The sequence below is a fragment of the Sphingomonas sp. HMP6 genome, from assembly GCF_013374095.1.
GTDB lineage: Bacteria > Pseudomonadota > Alphaproteobacteria > Sphingomonadales > Sphingomonadaceae > Sphingomonas.
In genome coordinates, this window is sequence record NZ_AP022672.1 from 2,407,815 (window position 1) to 2,422,387 (window position 14,573).

Annotated in this window: 14 protein-coding genes and 1 pseudogene; 12 read left to right on the forward strand and 3 right to left on the reverse strand. The window is 63.9% G+C overall.

Going from position 1 to position 14,573, the window contains the following annotated elements:
* Window positions 1–2 precede the first annotated feature (2 nt).
* Complete coding sequence (locus HMP06_RS11630; RefSeq protein WP_176497227.1) at window positions 3–875, reverse strand: tetratricopeptide repeat protein; 873 nt, start codon at window positions 873–875, stop codon at window positions 3–5.
* Window positions 876–991: 116 nt separating this feature from the next.
* On the opposite strand from HMP06_RS11630, the gene HMP06_RS11635 reads away from it, so the two are divergent.
* From HMP06_RS11635 to HMP06_RS11650, 4 genes are read left to right on the forward strand one after another with little or no spacing between them, the layout of a single operon-like run.
* Window positions 992–3,445: a cyclic nucleotide-binding domain-containing protein gene (locus HMP06_RS11635; protein ID WP_176497228.1), complete on the forward strand. Its 2,454-nt coding sequence runs from the start codon at window positions 992–994 to the stop codon at window positions 3,443–3,445.
* Between the two features lie 38 nt (window positions 3,446–3,483).
* The gene (locus HMP06_RS11640; protein WP_232089619.1) at window positions 3,484–4,320 is read left to right on the forward strand and encodes a hypothetical protein; all 837 of its coding nucleotides are present in this window, start codon (window positions 3,484–3,486) and stop codon (window positions 4,318–4,320) included.
* A gap of 7 nt (window positions 4,321–4,327) precedes the next feature.
* Entirely contained in the window at window positions 4,328–6,115 is a 1,788-nt protein-coding gene (locus tag HMP06_RS11645) for a cytochrome c3 family protein (protein ID WP_176497229.1), read from the forward strand.
* A 15-nt stretch (window positions 6,116–6,130) separates the two neighbouring features.
* Window positions 6,131–6,982 carry a metallophosphoesterase gene (locus HMP06_RS11650; protein ID WP_176497230.1) on the forward strand — a complete coding sequence of 284 codons (852 nt, stop codon included), beginning with the start codon at window positions 6,131–6,133 and terminating at the stop codon, window positions 6,980–6,982.
* A gap of 487 nt (window positions 6,983–7,469) precedes the next feature.
* On the opposite strand, the gene HMP06_RS11655 is transcribed toward HMP06_RS11650, so the two are convergent.
* Window positions 7,470–8,180: an IS6 family transposase gene (locus HMP06_RS11655; protein WP_176497170.1), complete on the reverse strand. Its 711-nt coding sequence runs from the start codon at window positions 8,178–8,180 to the stop codon at window positions 7,470–7,472.
* Between the two features lie 60 nt (window positions 8,181–8,240).
* Window positions 8,241–8,618 (reverse strand): annotated as a pseudogene (locus HMP06_RS17920) (IS21 family transposase); the annotation flags it as partial.
* Window positions 8,619–8,817: 199 nt separating this feature from the next.
* Here HMP06_RS17920 and HMP06_RS11665 point away from each other — a divergent pair.
* From HMP06_RS11665 to HMP06_RS11700, 8 genes are all read left to right on the forward strand, one after another.
* Window positions 8,818–9,168, forward strand: coding sequence for a hypothetical protein (locus tag HMP06_RS11665; RefSeq protein ID WP_176497231.1), 351 nt, complete (start codon window positions 8,818–8,820; stop codon window positions 9,166–9,168).
* Window positions 9,169–9,248: 80 nt separating this feature from the next.
* Window positions 9,249–9,923, forward strand: coding sequence for a hypothetical protein (locus tag HMP06_RS11670; protein WP_176497232.1), 675 nt, complete (start codon window positions 9,249–9,251; stop codon window positions 9,921–9,923).
* 145 nt (window positions 9,924–10,068) lie between these two features.
* Window positions 10,069–10,533 (forward strand): hypothetical protein, encoded by a 465-nt coding sequence (locus HMP06_RS11675; RefSeq protein ID WP_176497233.1) that lies wholly within the window; start codon window positions 10,069–10,071, stop codon window positions 10,531–10,533.
* Complete coding sequence (locus tag HMP06_RS11680; protein ID WP_176497170.1) at window positions 10,530–11,240, forward strand: IS6 family transposase; 711 nt, start codon at window positions 10,530–10,532, stop codon at window positions 11,238–11,240. Before HMP06_RS11675 ends, HMP06_RS11680 begins: the two co-directional genes overlap by 4 nt.
* The gene (locus HMP06_RS11685; protein WP_176497234.1) at window positions 11,237–11,380 is read left to right on the forward strand and encodes a hypothetical protein; all 144 of its coding nucleotides are present in this window, start codon (window positions 11,237–11,239) and stop codon (window positions 11,378–11,380) included. The genes HMP06_RS11680 and HMP06_RS11685 overlap by 4 nt, the downstream gene beginning before the upstream one ends.
* Before the next feature lie 375 nt (window positions 11,381–11,755).
* Entirely contained in the window at window positions 11,756–12,346 is a 591-nt protein-coding gene (locus HMP06_RS11690) for an SRPBCC family protein (protein WP_176497235.1), read from the forward strand.
* A 31-nt stretch (window positions 12,347–12,377) separates the two neighbouring features.
* Window positions 12,378–13,571, forward strand: a complete 1,194-nt coding sequence (locus HMP06_RS11695) for a zinc-dependent alcohol dehydrogenase (RefSeq protein ID WP_176497236.1) — start codon at window positions 12,378–12,380, stop codon at window positions 13,569–13,571.
* A gap of 95 nt (window positions 13,572–13,666) precedes the next feature.
* Entirely contained in the window at window positions 13,667–14,449 is a 783-nt protein-coding gene (locus HMP06_RS11700; RefSeq protein ID WP_176497237.1) for an SDR family NAD(P)-dependent oxidoreductase, read from the forward strand.
* Window positions 14,450–14,573 lie beyond the last annotated feature (124 nt).

The following is a 14,573-nucleotide window of genomic DNA, read 5'->3' on the forward strand; positions in this document are numbered from 1 at the left end:
TCTCAGCGCGTGGGCACGCCCAGCGCTGTTGCCTCTTGCTGCAAACGCATGGCTGCACCCGGATTTGCGCCAATCGCCGCCGCCAGCGCAACGCTTGCCTTGGCCGGTTCGCCGAGCGTCATGCGGCTGCGCATCAACATGATCCAGCCGTCGACATTGGCGGGGTCCGCCTTCAATTTCGTTTCGAGGCGCGACACCATCGTTTGCGCCATGGCGGCTTGTTCGGACGGCGGGAGCGCGGCGGCGGCCTGCACTTGCGCTGCGTCGGGGCCGCTCGGGTGCAGGGCAGACGGCGCGATGGCGGCGAGTTTCGCGGTCACATCGATCCGGTTGATTTTGCTGACCTGTATAATGGTGCGGCGCAAATCCTGCTCCCATGGCGCACCGGGCGGCGTGTCGCGCAGCAGCGCGAACCAATCGTCGATCGCGCCACGATGGTCCCCCGACAGATCGCGCTGGACGGCGAGAAAATAGCGGCTGCGCGGATCGCGCGGGTCGAGCGCGATCGCCTTGCGGAACGCGGCGAGCGCGGGCGGCGGCATCGGATCGGTCGCGCTGCCCATCACGCGCGCTTCGCCCAGCGCCGACCACAGATCGGCGCGATCGGGCGCGAGCGTGGTGGCGCGCTCGAACGCCGCCGTCGATGCGGCAAAATCCTGCGCATCGAAGCGGGCGAGGCCGAGCGTTTTCCATGCCTCGGGATCGTTCGGGCGCTCGCGCGTCGCATCCTCTGGAGCGCGTACCGGGCCGGACGGTATGGCGCTGACCGACGCCGGGCTTTCCACGCGCGACGGCAGTGCGCGCCACACCAGTACGCCTGCGAACAGCGAAACCGCCGCGCCGAAGAGCAGCCAGCCGACCCGAACCTGCCCCATGGCGACTCCCTCCTAGCCCGGCGGAGGGTAGCGCGATTAGCGCCATATGCTAGACGGTAGCGCAGGAGCGGGATGGGCACCGCCCGTGTCGATGGCCGAAACAGGGGGATTGCGGGGTGAGCGAGCGAGTCCGCATCGCGATCATCGGGTCAGGGCCGGCCGGGCTCAGCGCCGCCGCGCGTGCCGCGCAGCTCGGCCTGTCGCACATCCTGCTGGAAAAGACCGACCACCTCTCCGACACGATCTATCGCTATCAAAAGGGCAAGCACGTCATGGCGACGCCCAGCCTGCTCGTGCTGCGCGCCGATTTGCCGTTCGACGCGGGGAAGCGCGAGGCGATCCTAGGTGCGTGGGACAGTCAGGCGTCGGCCCAGGGCCTCAACGTGCGACTGAACAGCGATGTCACCGCCATTACCGGCGAGCGTGGCGCGTTCACCATCGCGCTGGCCGATGGCAGCAGCATCGCGGCCGAAACGGTCGTGCTGGCGATCGGCACGCAGGGCAACCCGAACTTGATGCGCTGCGCCGGGGCGGATCAACCGCATGTGCAATATCAGCTCGACGATCCGGCCGCGCATATCGACGAACATATCGTCGTCGTCGGATCGGGCGATGCGGGGATTGAGAACGCGCTCGGGCTGGCGGCGGACGCGGCGCAGGGCAATGTCGTGACGATCCTCAATCGGTCGGGCGATTTCGCGCGCGCCAAATCGGCCAATGTGAAGCTGTTGACCGAGGCGGCCGACCAGGGGCGGATTACGATTCTGCTCAACACCACGCCTTCGGAAGTCCGCAGTCGCGAACTCGTCGTCGATACGCGCGACGGAGTCCAGACGGTGCGGTGCGACCGGATCATCGCGCGGATGGGATCGGCCGCGCCGCGCGCGTTCGTCGAAGGCTGCGGCATCGAGTTTACCAGTGGCGACCGTGAGGCCTATCCCAAGCTTTCGCCGACGTTCGAGACGACCAAGTCCGGCCTGTTCGTGATCGGCGCACTCGCGGGCTATCCGTTGATCAAACATTGCATGAACCAGGGCCATGACGTGGTCGAGTTCATCAATGGCAATTCAGCGCTGAAACCCGCCGACGAACCGATCCTCGCGGCCAAGTTCGAGCGTTTCAAGGCGCAGCGCCCGGTCGACGAATGGCTCGATTTGCTGAGGCGGAATATCGCGATCCTCGCCGATCTGTCGCCGCTGCAAATGCGCGAGTTCATGCTCGGGGCGGAGGTGCGATCGTACAAGGCGGGCGAGGTGGTGTTCGAGCGCGATGATCCTGGATCGTCCTTATTCGGCATCGCGCAAGGGAGCGCATTGGTCGAAGTCGACAGGAATGATCCGTCGGTGACGGTCAGCATTCCGCAAGGCTCGATCTTCGGCGAGGTCGGGTTGATCTCCGGGCGCAAGCGCGGCGCGACGATCCGCGCAGGCGACCAGATGATCGCGGTCGAGGTATCGCGCACGGCGGCGCTGAAGTTGATGGCCTCGGTTCCCGCCGCCAAGCGCGCGGTCACGCGCATCTCGATCGAGCGGCAAGTGCTGCAATTGTTCGGGTCGGGGTTGGTCTCGGCGGATTTGACCGAAGTGCTCGACACCGCCGACGTGGTCGAAGTGCGCGCGGGCGAGGCGATCCTGACCGAGGGCGATGCGGGCGACGACATCTACGTCATCCGCGTCGGCAGCATGATCGTCGAGAAGACGATCGCCGGGAAGCCGGTGTTTTTGTCGTATCTTCCGGCCGGTTCCTATGTCGGCGAGATGGCGCTGATCGCCGGTGGCAAGCGCACCGCGACGGTCCGCGCGGCGATCAGGTCCGAAGTAATCCGGCTGCGCGGCGAGGCGTTCCGGCGCTTGCTCGATGCCAAGCCACGGCTGCTCGAAAAGGCGCGGAGCGACATGGCGGCGCGGCAAGACCTCAACGCCTTTGTCGAAAGCCGCAAGGACGGGTTTTCGGGCGTGGTCGACATGTATTCGCAGACCGCCGCCTTCCTGGTCGACAACGGGATTGGCGAAGCGACCGATGTGCTGCTGATCGACGAGAATCTCTGCATCGGTTGCGACAATTGCGAAAAGGCGTGTGCCGATAGCCATGAAGGCCTGTCGCGGCTCGACCGCGAGGCGGGGCGGACCTACGCGCATCTCCATGTGCCGACGAGCTGTCGCCATTGCGAGCATCCGCAATGCATGGCGGACTGCCCGCCCAATGCGATTCACCGTGGGCCAGACGGCGAAGTGGTGATCGACGACACGTGCATCGGCTGCGGCAATTGCCAGCGCAATTGCCCGTATGGCGTCATCCGGATGGACAGCGTCCCGCCCAAGAAACCGCGTCTGGTCGATTGGCTGCTGTTCGGCGCTGGCCCCGGCCCGGGCGAGCCGGACAGGGCGTGGCGGGCGAAGCATACGAAGCTAGGAGTCGAAAAGCCCAAAAAGGCGATCAAGTGCGACATGTGTTCGGGCATAAGCGGCGGCCCGGCGTGCGTCCGCGCCTGCCCAACCGGGGCCGCGATCCGCGTCGCGCCCGAGCAGTTCCTGAGCGTCACGCGGCTGGAAGAGGAGGCGCGGTCATAGTCGGCGCGGCCGCCAGAGCGGGGCCGCGGGCGGGGGCCGTGCCGCTGCACGAGGGGTTCCTGCGCCACAAGCGCTTCCGCTGGCTCAAAGTGTCGCTGTCGCTTTGTCTGCTCACGCTGCTTGGCTATGGCTTGGCCGATGTCGGGCCGCGCAGCGGCGGCGGGACCTGGTATGGCTATACGCTGGGGACGATTGCGGTCCTGCTGATCCTGTGGCTGACGCTGCTGGGGGTGCGCAAGCGCACGATGACGCGGGGGCGCTGGTCGCTCAAGGCGTGGACCAGCGCGCATGTCTATCTTGGGCTTTCGCTGGTGGTGATCGCGACGCTGCACACCGGGTTTCAGTTGGGGTGGAATGTCCACACTTTGGCGTACGGGCTGATGATGGTCGTCATTGCATCGGGCCTGTGGGGTGTGGTGGCCTATGCCACCGTGCCGCGCGCGCTGAGCGACAATCGCGAGGAAATGACCGAGCCGCAAATGCTCGGCGCAGTGGAGGCGATCGACCGGCAATTGCACGAGGCGGCGCAACCGCTCGATGCGGATATGGCGGGGGTAGTGCAGGCGTCGCTCGATCAGGATCCGTTCGGCGGGGGGATGTGGGTGCGGCTGTCGGGGCAGGACCGCCGCTGCGCCACCGCGCGCAGCTTCGCTGAGGTGCGCAAGGTCACTGCCGGCCGGCCCGATGTCGCGGGCGATCCGCTCGACCGGGTCGATGCTTTGCTCGAGCGCAAGCTGGCAGCACTCGCTAGGTTACGGCGGCATTTGCGGCTGAAGGCGCTGCTGGAGATCTGGTTGTACCTCCATGTGCCGCTGACCTTCGCGCTGATCGCCGCGCTGATCGCGCATATCGTCAGCGTGTTTTTCTACTGGTGAGCGGGCGATGAGCTTCCTGCTGCGTCAGATCAGCCAGACGAGCGGCGGGCGCGAGATCGTGCGCGCTCACGTCGTCAAGCGCGATGCGGTGACGATCGGGCGGAGTCCTGATCGCGACATCGTGCTGGCCGATCTGGCCGTCTCGCCCGACCATGCGCGGATCGAGCGGAGCGATGCGCGGCGACTGACGATCAGCGCGACCGGGACGCTCGGCTTTACGGTCGATGGCCGCACGACGCTGCGCGCGACGATCGATAGCGCCAAGGGTGGCGAGATCGCGATCGGCGCGTATCGCATCACCGTTGCGCTGGAGGCCGACGGGCAAATCTCGCTGACCGTCGCACGGACGGCTGACGCAGTCGAGCGCGATGCGGCGACGGGGTTTTCCCTGCGCGGTCTGCTGCCGGGCAAGCGCGCGACGGCGTGGGTGCTGGCGGTTGCGGTGCTGGTCGGCTTCCTCGCGGTGCCGATCTGGGGGTTCTTACATCCGGAGGATCGACGCAGCATCTACGCGCTGCAAGCTGACCAGAGCTGGTCGAGCGGACCGCTCAGCAAGGCGCATCATGCGCTCGAGGGCAAGTGCGAGGCGTGCCACCGCGAGGCGTTCGTGTCCGTACGCGATGACTCGTGTGTCGCGTGCCACAACGACACGCACGATCACGCATCAGCGGCACGGATTGCCAAGGCGCGCGCTCAGCCGGGGTGGGGTGGTCGCGTGCTGGCGGCGGTCGCGAAAGGGTTCAACAAGCCTGGCCCCGGTGCCTGTGTCGATTGCCACACCGAGCATGAAGGCGCGGGGCCGATGCCCGCCACCGCCCAAGCCTTTTGCGCGGATTGCCATGCGAGCCTGAACACGCGGCTGGCTGACACCAAGATCGGCAATGCTGCCGATTTCGGCACAGCGCACCCGCAATTCCGCCCCACCGTAGCGACGAGTGCGGGCGCGAAGCCGGTCTTGACGCGCGTATCGCTCGACGCAAAACCGATCGATATCAGCGGGCTGAAATTCCCGCACAAGCTCCACCTAGATCGGCGCGGCGGCGTTGCGCGGATGGCGCAGACCAATGGCTCGGGGCAGGCGCTCGTCTGCGCCGATTGCCATACGCCGAGCGCCGACGGCACGCGCTTCGTGCCGGTGGAGATGGAGCGCAATTGTCAGGGCTGCCACAGCCTTGCCTATGACCGGGTCGGCGGGACCGTCCGGACGCTGCGGCATGGCGATACCGCGCAGATGATCGCCGATTTGCGTGCGATGTATCGCTCGACTGCACCGGCAAAACCGCCCGAACTTGGCGGCATGGCACGGCGGCAGCCGGGGCTTTACGCACAGGGCCAGCTCTACCACGCCTATTTCGGTGCGGTTGCGGCGCGACCGGGAGGCGGCGAGGCGGCGGTGCGCGCGGTCTTTTCCAAGGGCGGCGCGTGCTTCGATTGCCATACCGTCACACCGTCCGGCATAAACGGGGCACTCGACTGGGCCGTGACGCCGGTGCGCCAACCGATGCGCTTTCTGCAGCATGGCTGGTTCGATCATAAGGCGCATCGCACCGAGACCTGCGCGAGCTGCCATAACACCGCCGCCACCTCTACCCGGTCGGAAGATCTGCTGCTGCCGGGCATCAAGTCGTGTCGAACTTGCCATGGCGGCGAAGGATCGGCAGCTAAAGTTTCGTCAAACTGTGCAATGTGCCACAGCTACCATATCGACGATGGCGCACCGTGGGTGCCGCGTGGCAGGGTGAACGCAGCGCGTCAGCGGCAGATGAGCCAATGGGTACGACCGGCTGAGCGCTGAAGGGGAGAGCAAAGTTTGCTGATCGCGCAGATCACCGATATCCATCTGGGCTTCGCGCCCGACACGCCCGATGAGGAAAATCGCCAGCGGCTCGACGCGGTGCTAGCAGTGCTCGCCGAGGGCGTGAACCGACCCGACTTGCTGATTGCGTCGGGCGATCTGATCGATCGCGGCGATGGGGACAGCTATCGCCGCTTTGCCGGGGCGATCCGCGCTTGCCCGTTTCCGGTCTATCCTTGTCTCGGCAATCACGACCAGCGCGATACCTTTGCCGAGGTGTTTCCGCACGTGGCGATGGACGATGGCTTTGCGCATTATTGCATCGCGCTGGAGGGGTTGCGGATCGTCGTGCTCGATACGCTCGAGCCCGGGCGGCAGGGCGGTGGATTTTGCGCGGCGCGCGCAGCGTGGCTCGCGGCGCGGCTGAGCGAGCAGCGCAGCACGCCGACGATCATCGTGATGCATCACCCGCCCTTCGATGCCGGGATCGACTGGATCAGTACGCGTGAGGGGGAACCGTGGGTGCGGCGCTTCGCGAGTACGATTGCGGGGCATACGCAGATCGCGGCGATCTGGTGCGGACACCTCCACCGCCCGCTCGTATCGCGCTGGCACGAGGTACAGGTGATCGTCTGCCCGGCGACCGCGGCGCAACTCGCGCTCGATCTGCGTCCGATCGACCCCGAGCAGCCGGACGGTCGGGCAATGGTGACGGACGATCCACCGGGCTATGCGTTGCACCGCTGGCAGGCTGGCGCACTGGTCACGTATTTCGACGTCGTCCGTCCGCGCGCCACCTATGCGAAATTCGATCCGGCGCTGCAGCCGCTGGTCCTGCAAATCGCGGCCGAGCGCGCGGAACGGTAATTGCGTTACCGCGTGGAAGGGGAAGGCTGGGCCGGGCGGTTATAAACGGCAACGATCGCTAACACCCCGTGTGTGGACGGCTCTCCGTTGGCGAGGGGCATATTGAGCGGCGCGTAGCCGGTTGGTGCGGCCATGTGTCCGACATGTTGGTGCGGCACATAGCGCCGATGCCAGACGCAAATTTCGGCCGCAGTTTAAGATGAATGGACGTCGGAAGTCGGGCAGCCGGAAAGCGTCCAGGAATGTCGGGTTGTGGGTCATTGCGGCCGCGAACGCGCCGGGTGAAGACTCTTAATCTCCATAGAAGAAGGAGTTTGAAGATTCCCGTGAGCTCGCTTATATTGCCACTACGGCAACGCACGAGCGGACCGGCTGCGGGCAGTTTCGACTGTTGGCAGTTCGCAAAGCCAGTCGAGTGCGAGATTGGGCACCGTCAACTTGCTGCGGTCGGGCGCGAGGAAAGACGCGATGCCGGAATTGGGCGCAATCATGCGGCCATTGCGACGCCGGTCACCTCAGCCCAGTGCGTGAACGCCTGGGTGCGGGCAGAACGGACGGTGGCGGCGCTGGCAAGAGGCGGGCGGGAAAAGACGTGGGCAATTTGATCGTGGGTGGACAGGAAGCGCTGGACGTGGCGCGGCGACTTGAAGCCCTTCATGATGCGCTCTCGTCGCCTTGTTGGCTGGTGGGAATTCTCGGCCCGGTTGTTGAGGCCCTTGTGCTGGCGGTGCTCGACGCCGGGCATGATGGTTCGTTTGGCGGCGCCGTAGCTTCTGAGCTTGTCGGTGATCATCACCCGGGGAGCCCGACCCTGTTTCTTCAGCAGTTTGCGTAGCAGACGGCGGGCAGCCTTGGTGTTGCGCCGGCTCTGGACAAGGACGTCCAGAACAAAGCCCTGCTGGTCAACCGCGCGCCACAGCCAGTGTTTGTGCCCGGCGATGGTGATCACGACTTCGTCGAGATGCCATTTGTCGCCGCGTTGCGGCGCTCGCTGCCGGATGCGGCGGGCAAAGACCTCACCGAACTTCAGCCCCCATTGCCGAACCGTCTCATAGCTGACCTCGATACCGCGCGCAGCCAACAGTTCCTCGACCATCCGCAGGCTCAGCGGGTACCGGAAATACAGCCAGACCGCGTAGCAGATGATCTCGGGAGGATAGCGGTAACCCGCGTAAATCGGGTCTCGTGATGTGGTCATACATCCGCAATAGCCCTCCGATCCGGCACCGCAAAGCCACAGGGCTTAACTTGACGGTGCCCCCGGCGGGTGTGACAGCGGCACGAACGTCTCGCGCCCTCGTGCCCGGCAGAGCCGAACATGGTCCTTCACCACGGTATATCCGCCGGCAAAGCCATGCTCGTCGCGCAGTCGTTCGAAGATCCGCTTGGCCGTATGCCGCTGCTTCACCGGCGCTGTCTGGTCCGCTTCCAGGATCGCATCGATCACCGGCAGCAGCGGCCCCAGCTTCGGCTTCGCTGCAGGCTCCTTGCGCGTATATCCCGGCGGCAGTGAGAACCGGCACATCTTGGCCACCGTCTCCCGGTTCAGCCCGAACACCCGCGCTGCCTCCCGACGGCTGTGACCCTCAACGAACACGAAGCGCCGAACGGCGGCATAGCTCTCCACGGCAAACATCCCCGGCCGCTCCCAAAAGAAGCAACCTTACCAACGGCCGGATTTTACTCCGCCACGCTCAGCACACCGCCGGCGTTCCGATGGCCTGCTTTGTCACCGCCGCATCCACGCTCCTCTTCGCCTTCTGCGAAATAAGCTTGGCTTCCATCAGGACGCGGCTCTCGCGAAGCAGTCGCTAAATGGCATCGCCGATACCGAGATGGTCGACTATCGCGGTCGGTATTTTGCTACTACTTTGTTCATGAGCGCGGAGACGCTTCACTTACGTGCGCTCGCGATCCTGTTCGATATGGAGTCTAGCCGAGATGCTCTTAATCTCCTCGCTGATCACGTTCAGCGGATGCTTGGTGAGTTTTATCGCGTTTGCCAAGGCTATCATGACTGGTTCATGGCGCTCCACGTGATACCTGTCTTTGGCCTCGAGAATGGCCAGATGATACCACTCGACGACGCTCCCAAGGCCGACGACATCGTGACGCCATTCTTCGTCAATTTCGACGACGTGAAAGCGCGGGTCTACGCGCAAGGTGATGCGCCGAAGCCCGACTAGCTTTCGTGGCGGAAGATCGCCTACCAAAGGGCAAATGTGATCGGCCGAATGCCGAAGGATCAGGAAAGACGGGCATCACAATGGCGACCGAGTTGGACGAAGGCCAGAAAGCGGAAGTGGCGAGGATTCGCGCACGGATTGAAACTCTGATTGAGGGCCATTTCGCCACAGGTAAATCGGCATATTATCTCTCGCAGCTTGGTAACCAGCTTGGCGACGAGGATCGTAAGCTGCTCGAGGTGCTGACCCACACGAAAATCTCTCAGTTCGTCGCCGATGCTTTCGACTATAAAATCGGTCGTTCTGGGCAGCACGAAAACATCCTCTATCTCATCGCTCCCGAGGGCACAGCTGTGCCACCAGTAGCCGCTCCACGCTACAACAGCCGGTTCTGGGCTGCATTCAAGGTGCCGTTGGCGGAAGGCGAACGCCGCTTCATTGACATCAAGACATTGGAATTCGCTGCCGAGGCTGGTCAGCTCAGCTCGCACGGCGACACGATCAGAGAGATCGATGCCAAGTTTCTGCCCGAAGGATCAGACGTTGCAACGCCCGACGTGATCCTGAGCCACATTGCGGAATGGCTAGACGCACAGCACCTCGAGCAGGGCCCCTTCCTGGTTCAGCGCAACAAGCAGCATTTGAAGCAAGAAAGCCTTTTGACCGCATTGATCAACGCGCTTGACAAGGATCAGCTGAAGCGCGTGAGCCTACCGCTCGACGTGATTAAAACGTTGGAAACGCGGCGCCTCTGACATGCAGGTCCTGACCTGCGTTGCGGGGCTACCAACCGCCGTGGCAGACGAAATCCGATCGAGATCCGCCAATCCGTTCACCGGGGACGCCGCTAACCGACCGATCGTGCGACCGGTCAAGTCGCCTTACGGCTATCGCCCTGGAATGGCCGAGGGATATCATCGGGACCTCGAAGCGAGGATCGCCGCGCTTAACCCCCGCGACGAGGTCGCCGTGATCCTGGCCTATGTCGCCTATCAAGGTGCTGAGACGCAGCGCTTCGTCGATACCTTCTTCCCTTTCGGAATTCACGCGCCGCTTGATCCGTTCGACCCCGAGGCCGGCCCTAAGGCCGAGCGCCGCGCGACGCTCTTGGCTTATGTCGACAGCATCGAAGTTGCGATCGCTGCACTTATGACAAAGATGCACGCCGTCCGGGACACACTCAGCGGGCGCAACTTCTCGCCCCTCTTGCTGCCGCTCGCGAACTTCAAATCCGACGTCGTGCGCCCGGAGATCGCCGCATTGTTTGGCGGCCTTGGGACGGCCGTGGATCCCCGCACGAGGCACCGTCAAGTTAAGCCCTGTGGCTTTGCGGTGCCGGATCGGAGGGCTATTGCGGATGTATGACCACATCACGAGACCCGATTTACGCGGGTTACCGCTATCCTCCCGAGATCATCTGCTACGCGGTCTGGCTGTATTTCCGGTACCCGCTGAGCCTGCGGATGGTCGAGGAACTGTTGGCTGCGCGCGGTATCGAGGTCAGCTATGAGACGGTTCGGCAATGGGGGCTGAAGTTCGGTGAGGTCTTTGCCCGCCGCATCCGGCAGCGAGCGCCGCAACGCGGCGACAAATGGCATCTCGACGAAGTCGTGATCACCATCGCCGGGCACAAACACTGGCTGTGGCGCGCGGTTGACCAGCAGGGCTTTGTTCTGGACGTCCTTGTCCAGAGCCGGCGCAACACCAAGGCTGCCCGCCGTCTGCTACGCAAACTGCTGAAGAAACAGGGTCGGGCTCCCCGGGTGATGATCACCGACAAGCTCAGAAGCTACGGCGCCGCCAAACGAACCATCATGCCCGGCGTCGAGCACCGCCAGCACAAGGGCCTCAACAACCGGGCCGAGAATTCCCACCAGCCAACAAGGCGACGAGAGCGCATCATGAAGGGCTTCAAGTCGCCGCGCCACGTCCAGCGCTTCCTGTCCACCCACGATCAAATTGCCCACGTCTTTTCCCGCCCGCCTCTTGCCAGCGCCGCCACCGTCCGTTCTGCCCGCACCCAGGCGTTCACGCACTGGGCTGAGGTGACCGGCGTCGCAATGGCCGCATGATTGCGCCCAATTCCGGCATCGCGTCTTTCCTCGCGCCCGACCGCAGCAAGTTGACGGTGCCGGTCCGACAGTTACGCGATCTCGCGCTGGCCGATGAAGGCGGCGCGGGTCTGTCCACCGCGCTCGCCGCCGTCGCCTGAGACGAACGACCAAGCCCGGGGCGTTGAGCTGCTGCCCTACGCCGTCCGTCGCAGCGGGATCCGCGTGATCTCGGATGGCACGCCCGTCCGCAGCGCGGAGCCCGGTCATAGACCCATGCCGTTGCTGACGTAGAGCGTCATGCGATTTGTGACAGGATGCGTGTTTCGCAGCATGCGGAAAACCATCGCGGCGGTTCGAGGCGTCAGACATTTCCAGCTTCCTTAGAATTGCGCCGCCAGCACCGGTGGAAGCGCCGCAGGTTCCGAACAAAAAAACACGTTAACCTGAGTTAATGTGCGGGTGCGTTCGGGGATCTGCTCGGGAACTTCGCGATCGATCGTTCGATTATTGGCCTCCTAGCCCGGAGGATAAGCGTGACCGACAAGACTTCCGAACGTCCGCGCGACGATGCACCGCTGACCACCTCAAAACGTTCCGACGCTGTCGCTGAGGCGACCGCCTCGCTGATCGAGGATCGCGGCGATACACTGTTCGCCAAGTCGGTGACGATCAACCGTCCGCTGCCCGAACTGTTCGCGTATTGGCGAGACTTCTCAAACCTTGCGACGTTCATGGAAAATGTCGAGCGCGTCGATGTGATCGACGAACGCCGTTCGCATTGGGTGGTTCGGGCACCGGCGGGCAAGACGGTCGAATGGGACGCCGTCGTCACCGAAGAAGCGCCCGACAGCTTCATCGCGTGGGCGTCTGCCGAAGGGGCCGATGTCCCCAATAGCGGCCGCGTCGATTTCCGCGCAGCGGGTGCGCGCGGCACGGTGGTGACCGCAACGATTCTGTACGATCCGCCGGGCGGGACGATCGGCAAGCTGATCGCGCGGATGTTCCAGCGCGAACCGACGATTCAGGCGCGGCGCGACCTGCGGCGCTTCAAGCAACTCATGGAAACCGGCGAGATCGCGACTGCGGCGATGAACCCAAAGCAGCTTGCAGAGGAGCAGAAATAATGCGCGCGAACTGTTTAGAGGAGCGACGCTGATGCGCGCACTGGCATGGCACGGCAAGCACGACGTCCGGATGGACACGGTTGACGATCCCGAGATCGTCAACCCACGCGATTGCATCATCAAGGTGACGTCGACCGCGATTTGCGGATCCGACTTGCACCTCTACGACAATTACATCCCGACGATGCAGGCGGGCGACATTCTCGGCCACGAATTCATGGGCGAGGTTGTCGAGGTCGGCGCGAAATCGACGCTCAAGAAGGGCCAGCGCGTCGTCGTGCCGTTCACGATCGCGTGCGGTTCCTGCTACCATTGCGGCAAGCACCAATATTCGGCGTGCGATAACGGCTTGCCCGCCGACAATCAGGATATTGCGCAGACCGTCTATGGCCAGCCGATGAGCGGGCTGTTCGGCTATAGCCACATGACCGGCGGCTATGCCGGGGGACAAGCCGAATATGTCCGCGTGCCGTTCAGCGATGTCGGCCCGATCGTCATCCCCGACGGGATCGAGGACGACAAGGTGCTGTTCCTGTCGGACATCTTGCCGACCGGCTGGCAGGCGGCGGAATATGCCGAGATCGAGCCCGGCGACACGGTCGCGGTGTGGGGTTGCGGCCCGGTCGGGTTGTTCGCGGTGCAGTCGGCCTTCCTGATGGGGGCCGAGCGCGTCATCGCGATCGACCATTTCGACAATCGGCTCGCGCTCGCCAAGAATTTCGGCGCGGAGACGATCAATTTCGAGCAAAGCGCCGTTTATGACGCGTTGATGGAGATGACCGGCGGGATCGGTCCTGATGCGGTGATCGACGCGGTCGGGCTCGAGGCGCACGGGCTGTTCGTCGACAATGTGATCGACCAGATCAAGGCATCGACTTTCCTCGGCACCGATCGCACCCACGCGATCCGCCAGGCGATCATCGCCTGCCGCAAGGGCGGGCGTGTGTCGATGCCGGCGGTGTATGGCGGCTTCGTCGACAAATTCCCGCTGGGCGCATTCATGGAAAAGGGCCTGACGCTCAAGACCGGCCAGACGCACGTCCAGCATTATATGCCCGGCCTGCTTGCCGCGATCCTGGAAGAGAAGATCGATACGACCTTCCTGATCTCGCACCGCATGGCGCTCGAGGATGCCCCCAAGGGCTACAAGATGTTCCACGACGATCAGGATGAGGTGACGAAGATCGTGCTCAAGCCCGGCATGAGCGGCGCGGTCACAGCATAGCTGTTACCGAGGCAGCGAATGCCGGACGGCATCGCCGCGCCGAGGACCGACGACGCGGCTTTGCCGCGGCGCTTAAACCGCAGAAAGGAATCATCATGGCTGACAAATTCGCCGTCATTACGGGTGCCTCGACCGGCATCGGGTTCGAACTCGCCTCGATCGCGGCGCAGGAAGGCTATGACATTCTCGTCGTCGCCGATGAGGCGCTGATCGATGCCGCCGCCGCCGACTTCCGGCAATTCGGCACCGACGTACAATCGGTCGAGACCGACCTGTCGTCGATCGACGGCGTCGATACGCTGTTGCAGGCAATCGGCGACCGCAAGGTCGATGTGCTGTGCGCCAATGCCGGCACTGGTCTTGGCAAGGCGTTTCTCGATCAGCCGGTCGACAAATGGCGGCGCACGATCGACACCAATATCACCGGCACGCTTTACCTGCTTCAGAAGTCGCTCACCGTGATGCGGGCGCGCGGCGAAGGCAAGGTGCTCGTGACGGGCTCGATCGCAGGCTACATCCCGGGCGCGTTCAACGCGGTGTACAACGGCACCAAGGCGTTCATCGACAATTTCACCGAAGCGCTGCGCAACGAGTTGAAGGACGACAAGGGCATTACGCTGACTACGCTGATGCCCGGCGCCACCGAAACAGAATTCTTCGCGCGCGCCGACATGGAGGACACCAGCGTCGGCCAAGCCAAGAAGGACGATCCGGCTAAGGTCGCGCGCGACGGGTGGGATGCGCTGATGGCAGGCAAGGGCCATATCGTCTCAGGCTGGCATAACAAATTGCAAGTCGCAGCCGCCGGCATTGTTCCGCCCGCGATCCTGGCCGACCAGCATCGAAAAATGGCCGAACCGGGATCCGGCACGGACTGATCCCCGATCGCATCAGCCAAATTTTTCCAACATTTTCAGGTGACATGAAGATGCAGAAAGCGAAGTTTCGGGCGACCCAAGCAAACCGCTGCGAGCCGCGTACGGCGACGTCCGCTGTGGCTCC

Excerpts from the sequence above, each read along its gene's own strand:
- HMP06_RS11685 (WP_176497234.1), top strand. The coding sequence starts at position 11,237 with ATGATTGCGCCCAATTCCGGCATCGCGTCTTTCCTCGCGCCCGACCGC.
- HMP06_RS11700 (WP_176497237.1), top strand. The coding sequence starts at position 13,667 with ATGGCTGACAAATTCGCCGTCATTACGGGTGCCTCGACCGGCATCGGG.
- HMP06_RS11645 (WP_176497229.1), top strand. The coding sequence starts at position 4,328 with ATGAGCTTCCTGCTGCGTCAGATCAGCCAGACGAGCGGCGGGCGCGAG.
- HMP06_RS11675 (WP_176497233.1), top strand. The coding sequence starts at position 10,069 with ATGGCCGAGGGATATCATCGGGACCTCGAAGCGAGGATCGCCGCGCTT.
- HMP06_RS11670 (WP_176497232.1), top strand. The coding sequence starts at position 9,249 with ATGGCGACCGAGTTGGACGAAGGCCAGAAAGCGGAAGTGGCGAGGATT.
- HMP06_RS11665 (WP_176497231.1), top strand. The coding sequence starts at position 8,818 with ATGGTCGACTATCGCGGTCGGTATTTTGCTACTACTTTGTTCATGAGC.
- HMP06_RS11695 (WP_176497236.1), top strand. The coding sequence starts at position 12,378 with ATGCGCGCACTGGCATGGCACGGCAAGCACGACGTCCGGATGGACACG.
- HMP06_RS11680 (WP_176497170.1), top strand. The coding sequence starts at position 10,530 with ATGACCACATCACGAGACCCGATTTACGCGGGTTACCGCTATCCTCCC.
- HMP06_RS11655 (WP_176497170.1), bottom strand. The coding sequence starts at position 8,180 with ATGACCACATCACGAGACCCGATTTACGCGGGTTACCGCTATCCTCCC.
- HMP06_RS11630 (WP_176497227.1), bottom strand. The coding sequence starts at position 875 with ATGGGGCAGGTTCGGGTCGGCTGGCTGCTCTTCGGCGCGGCGGTTTCG.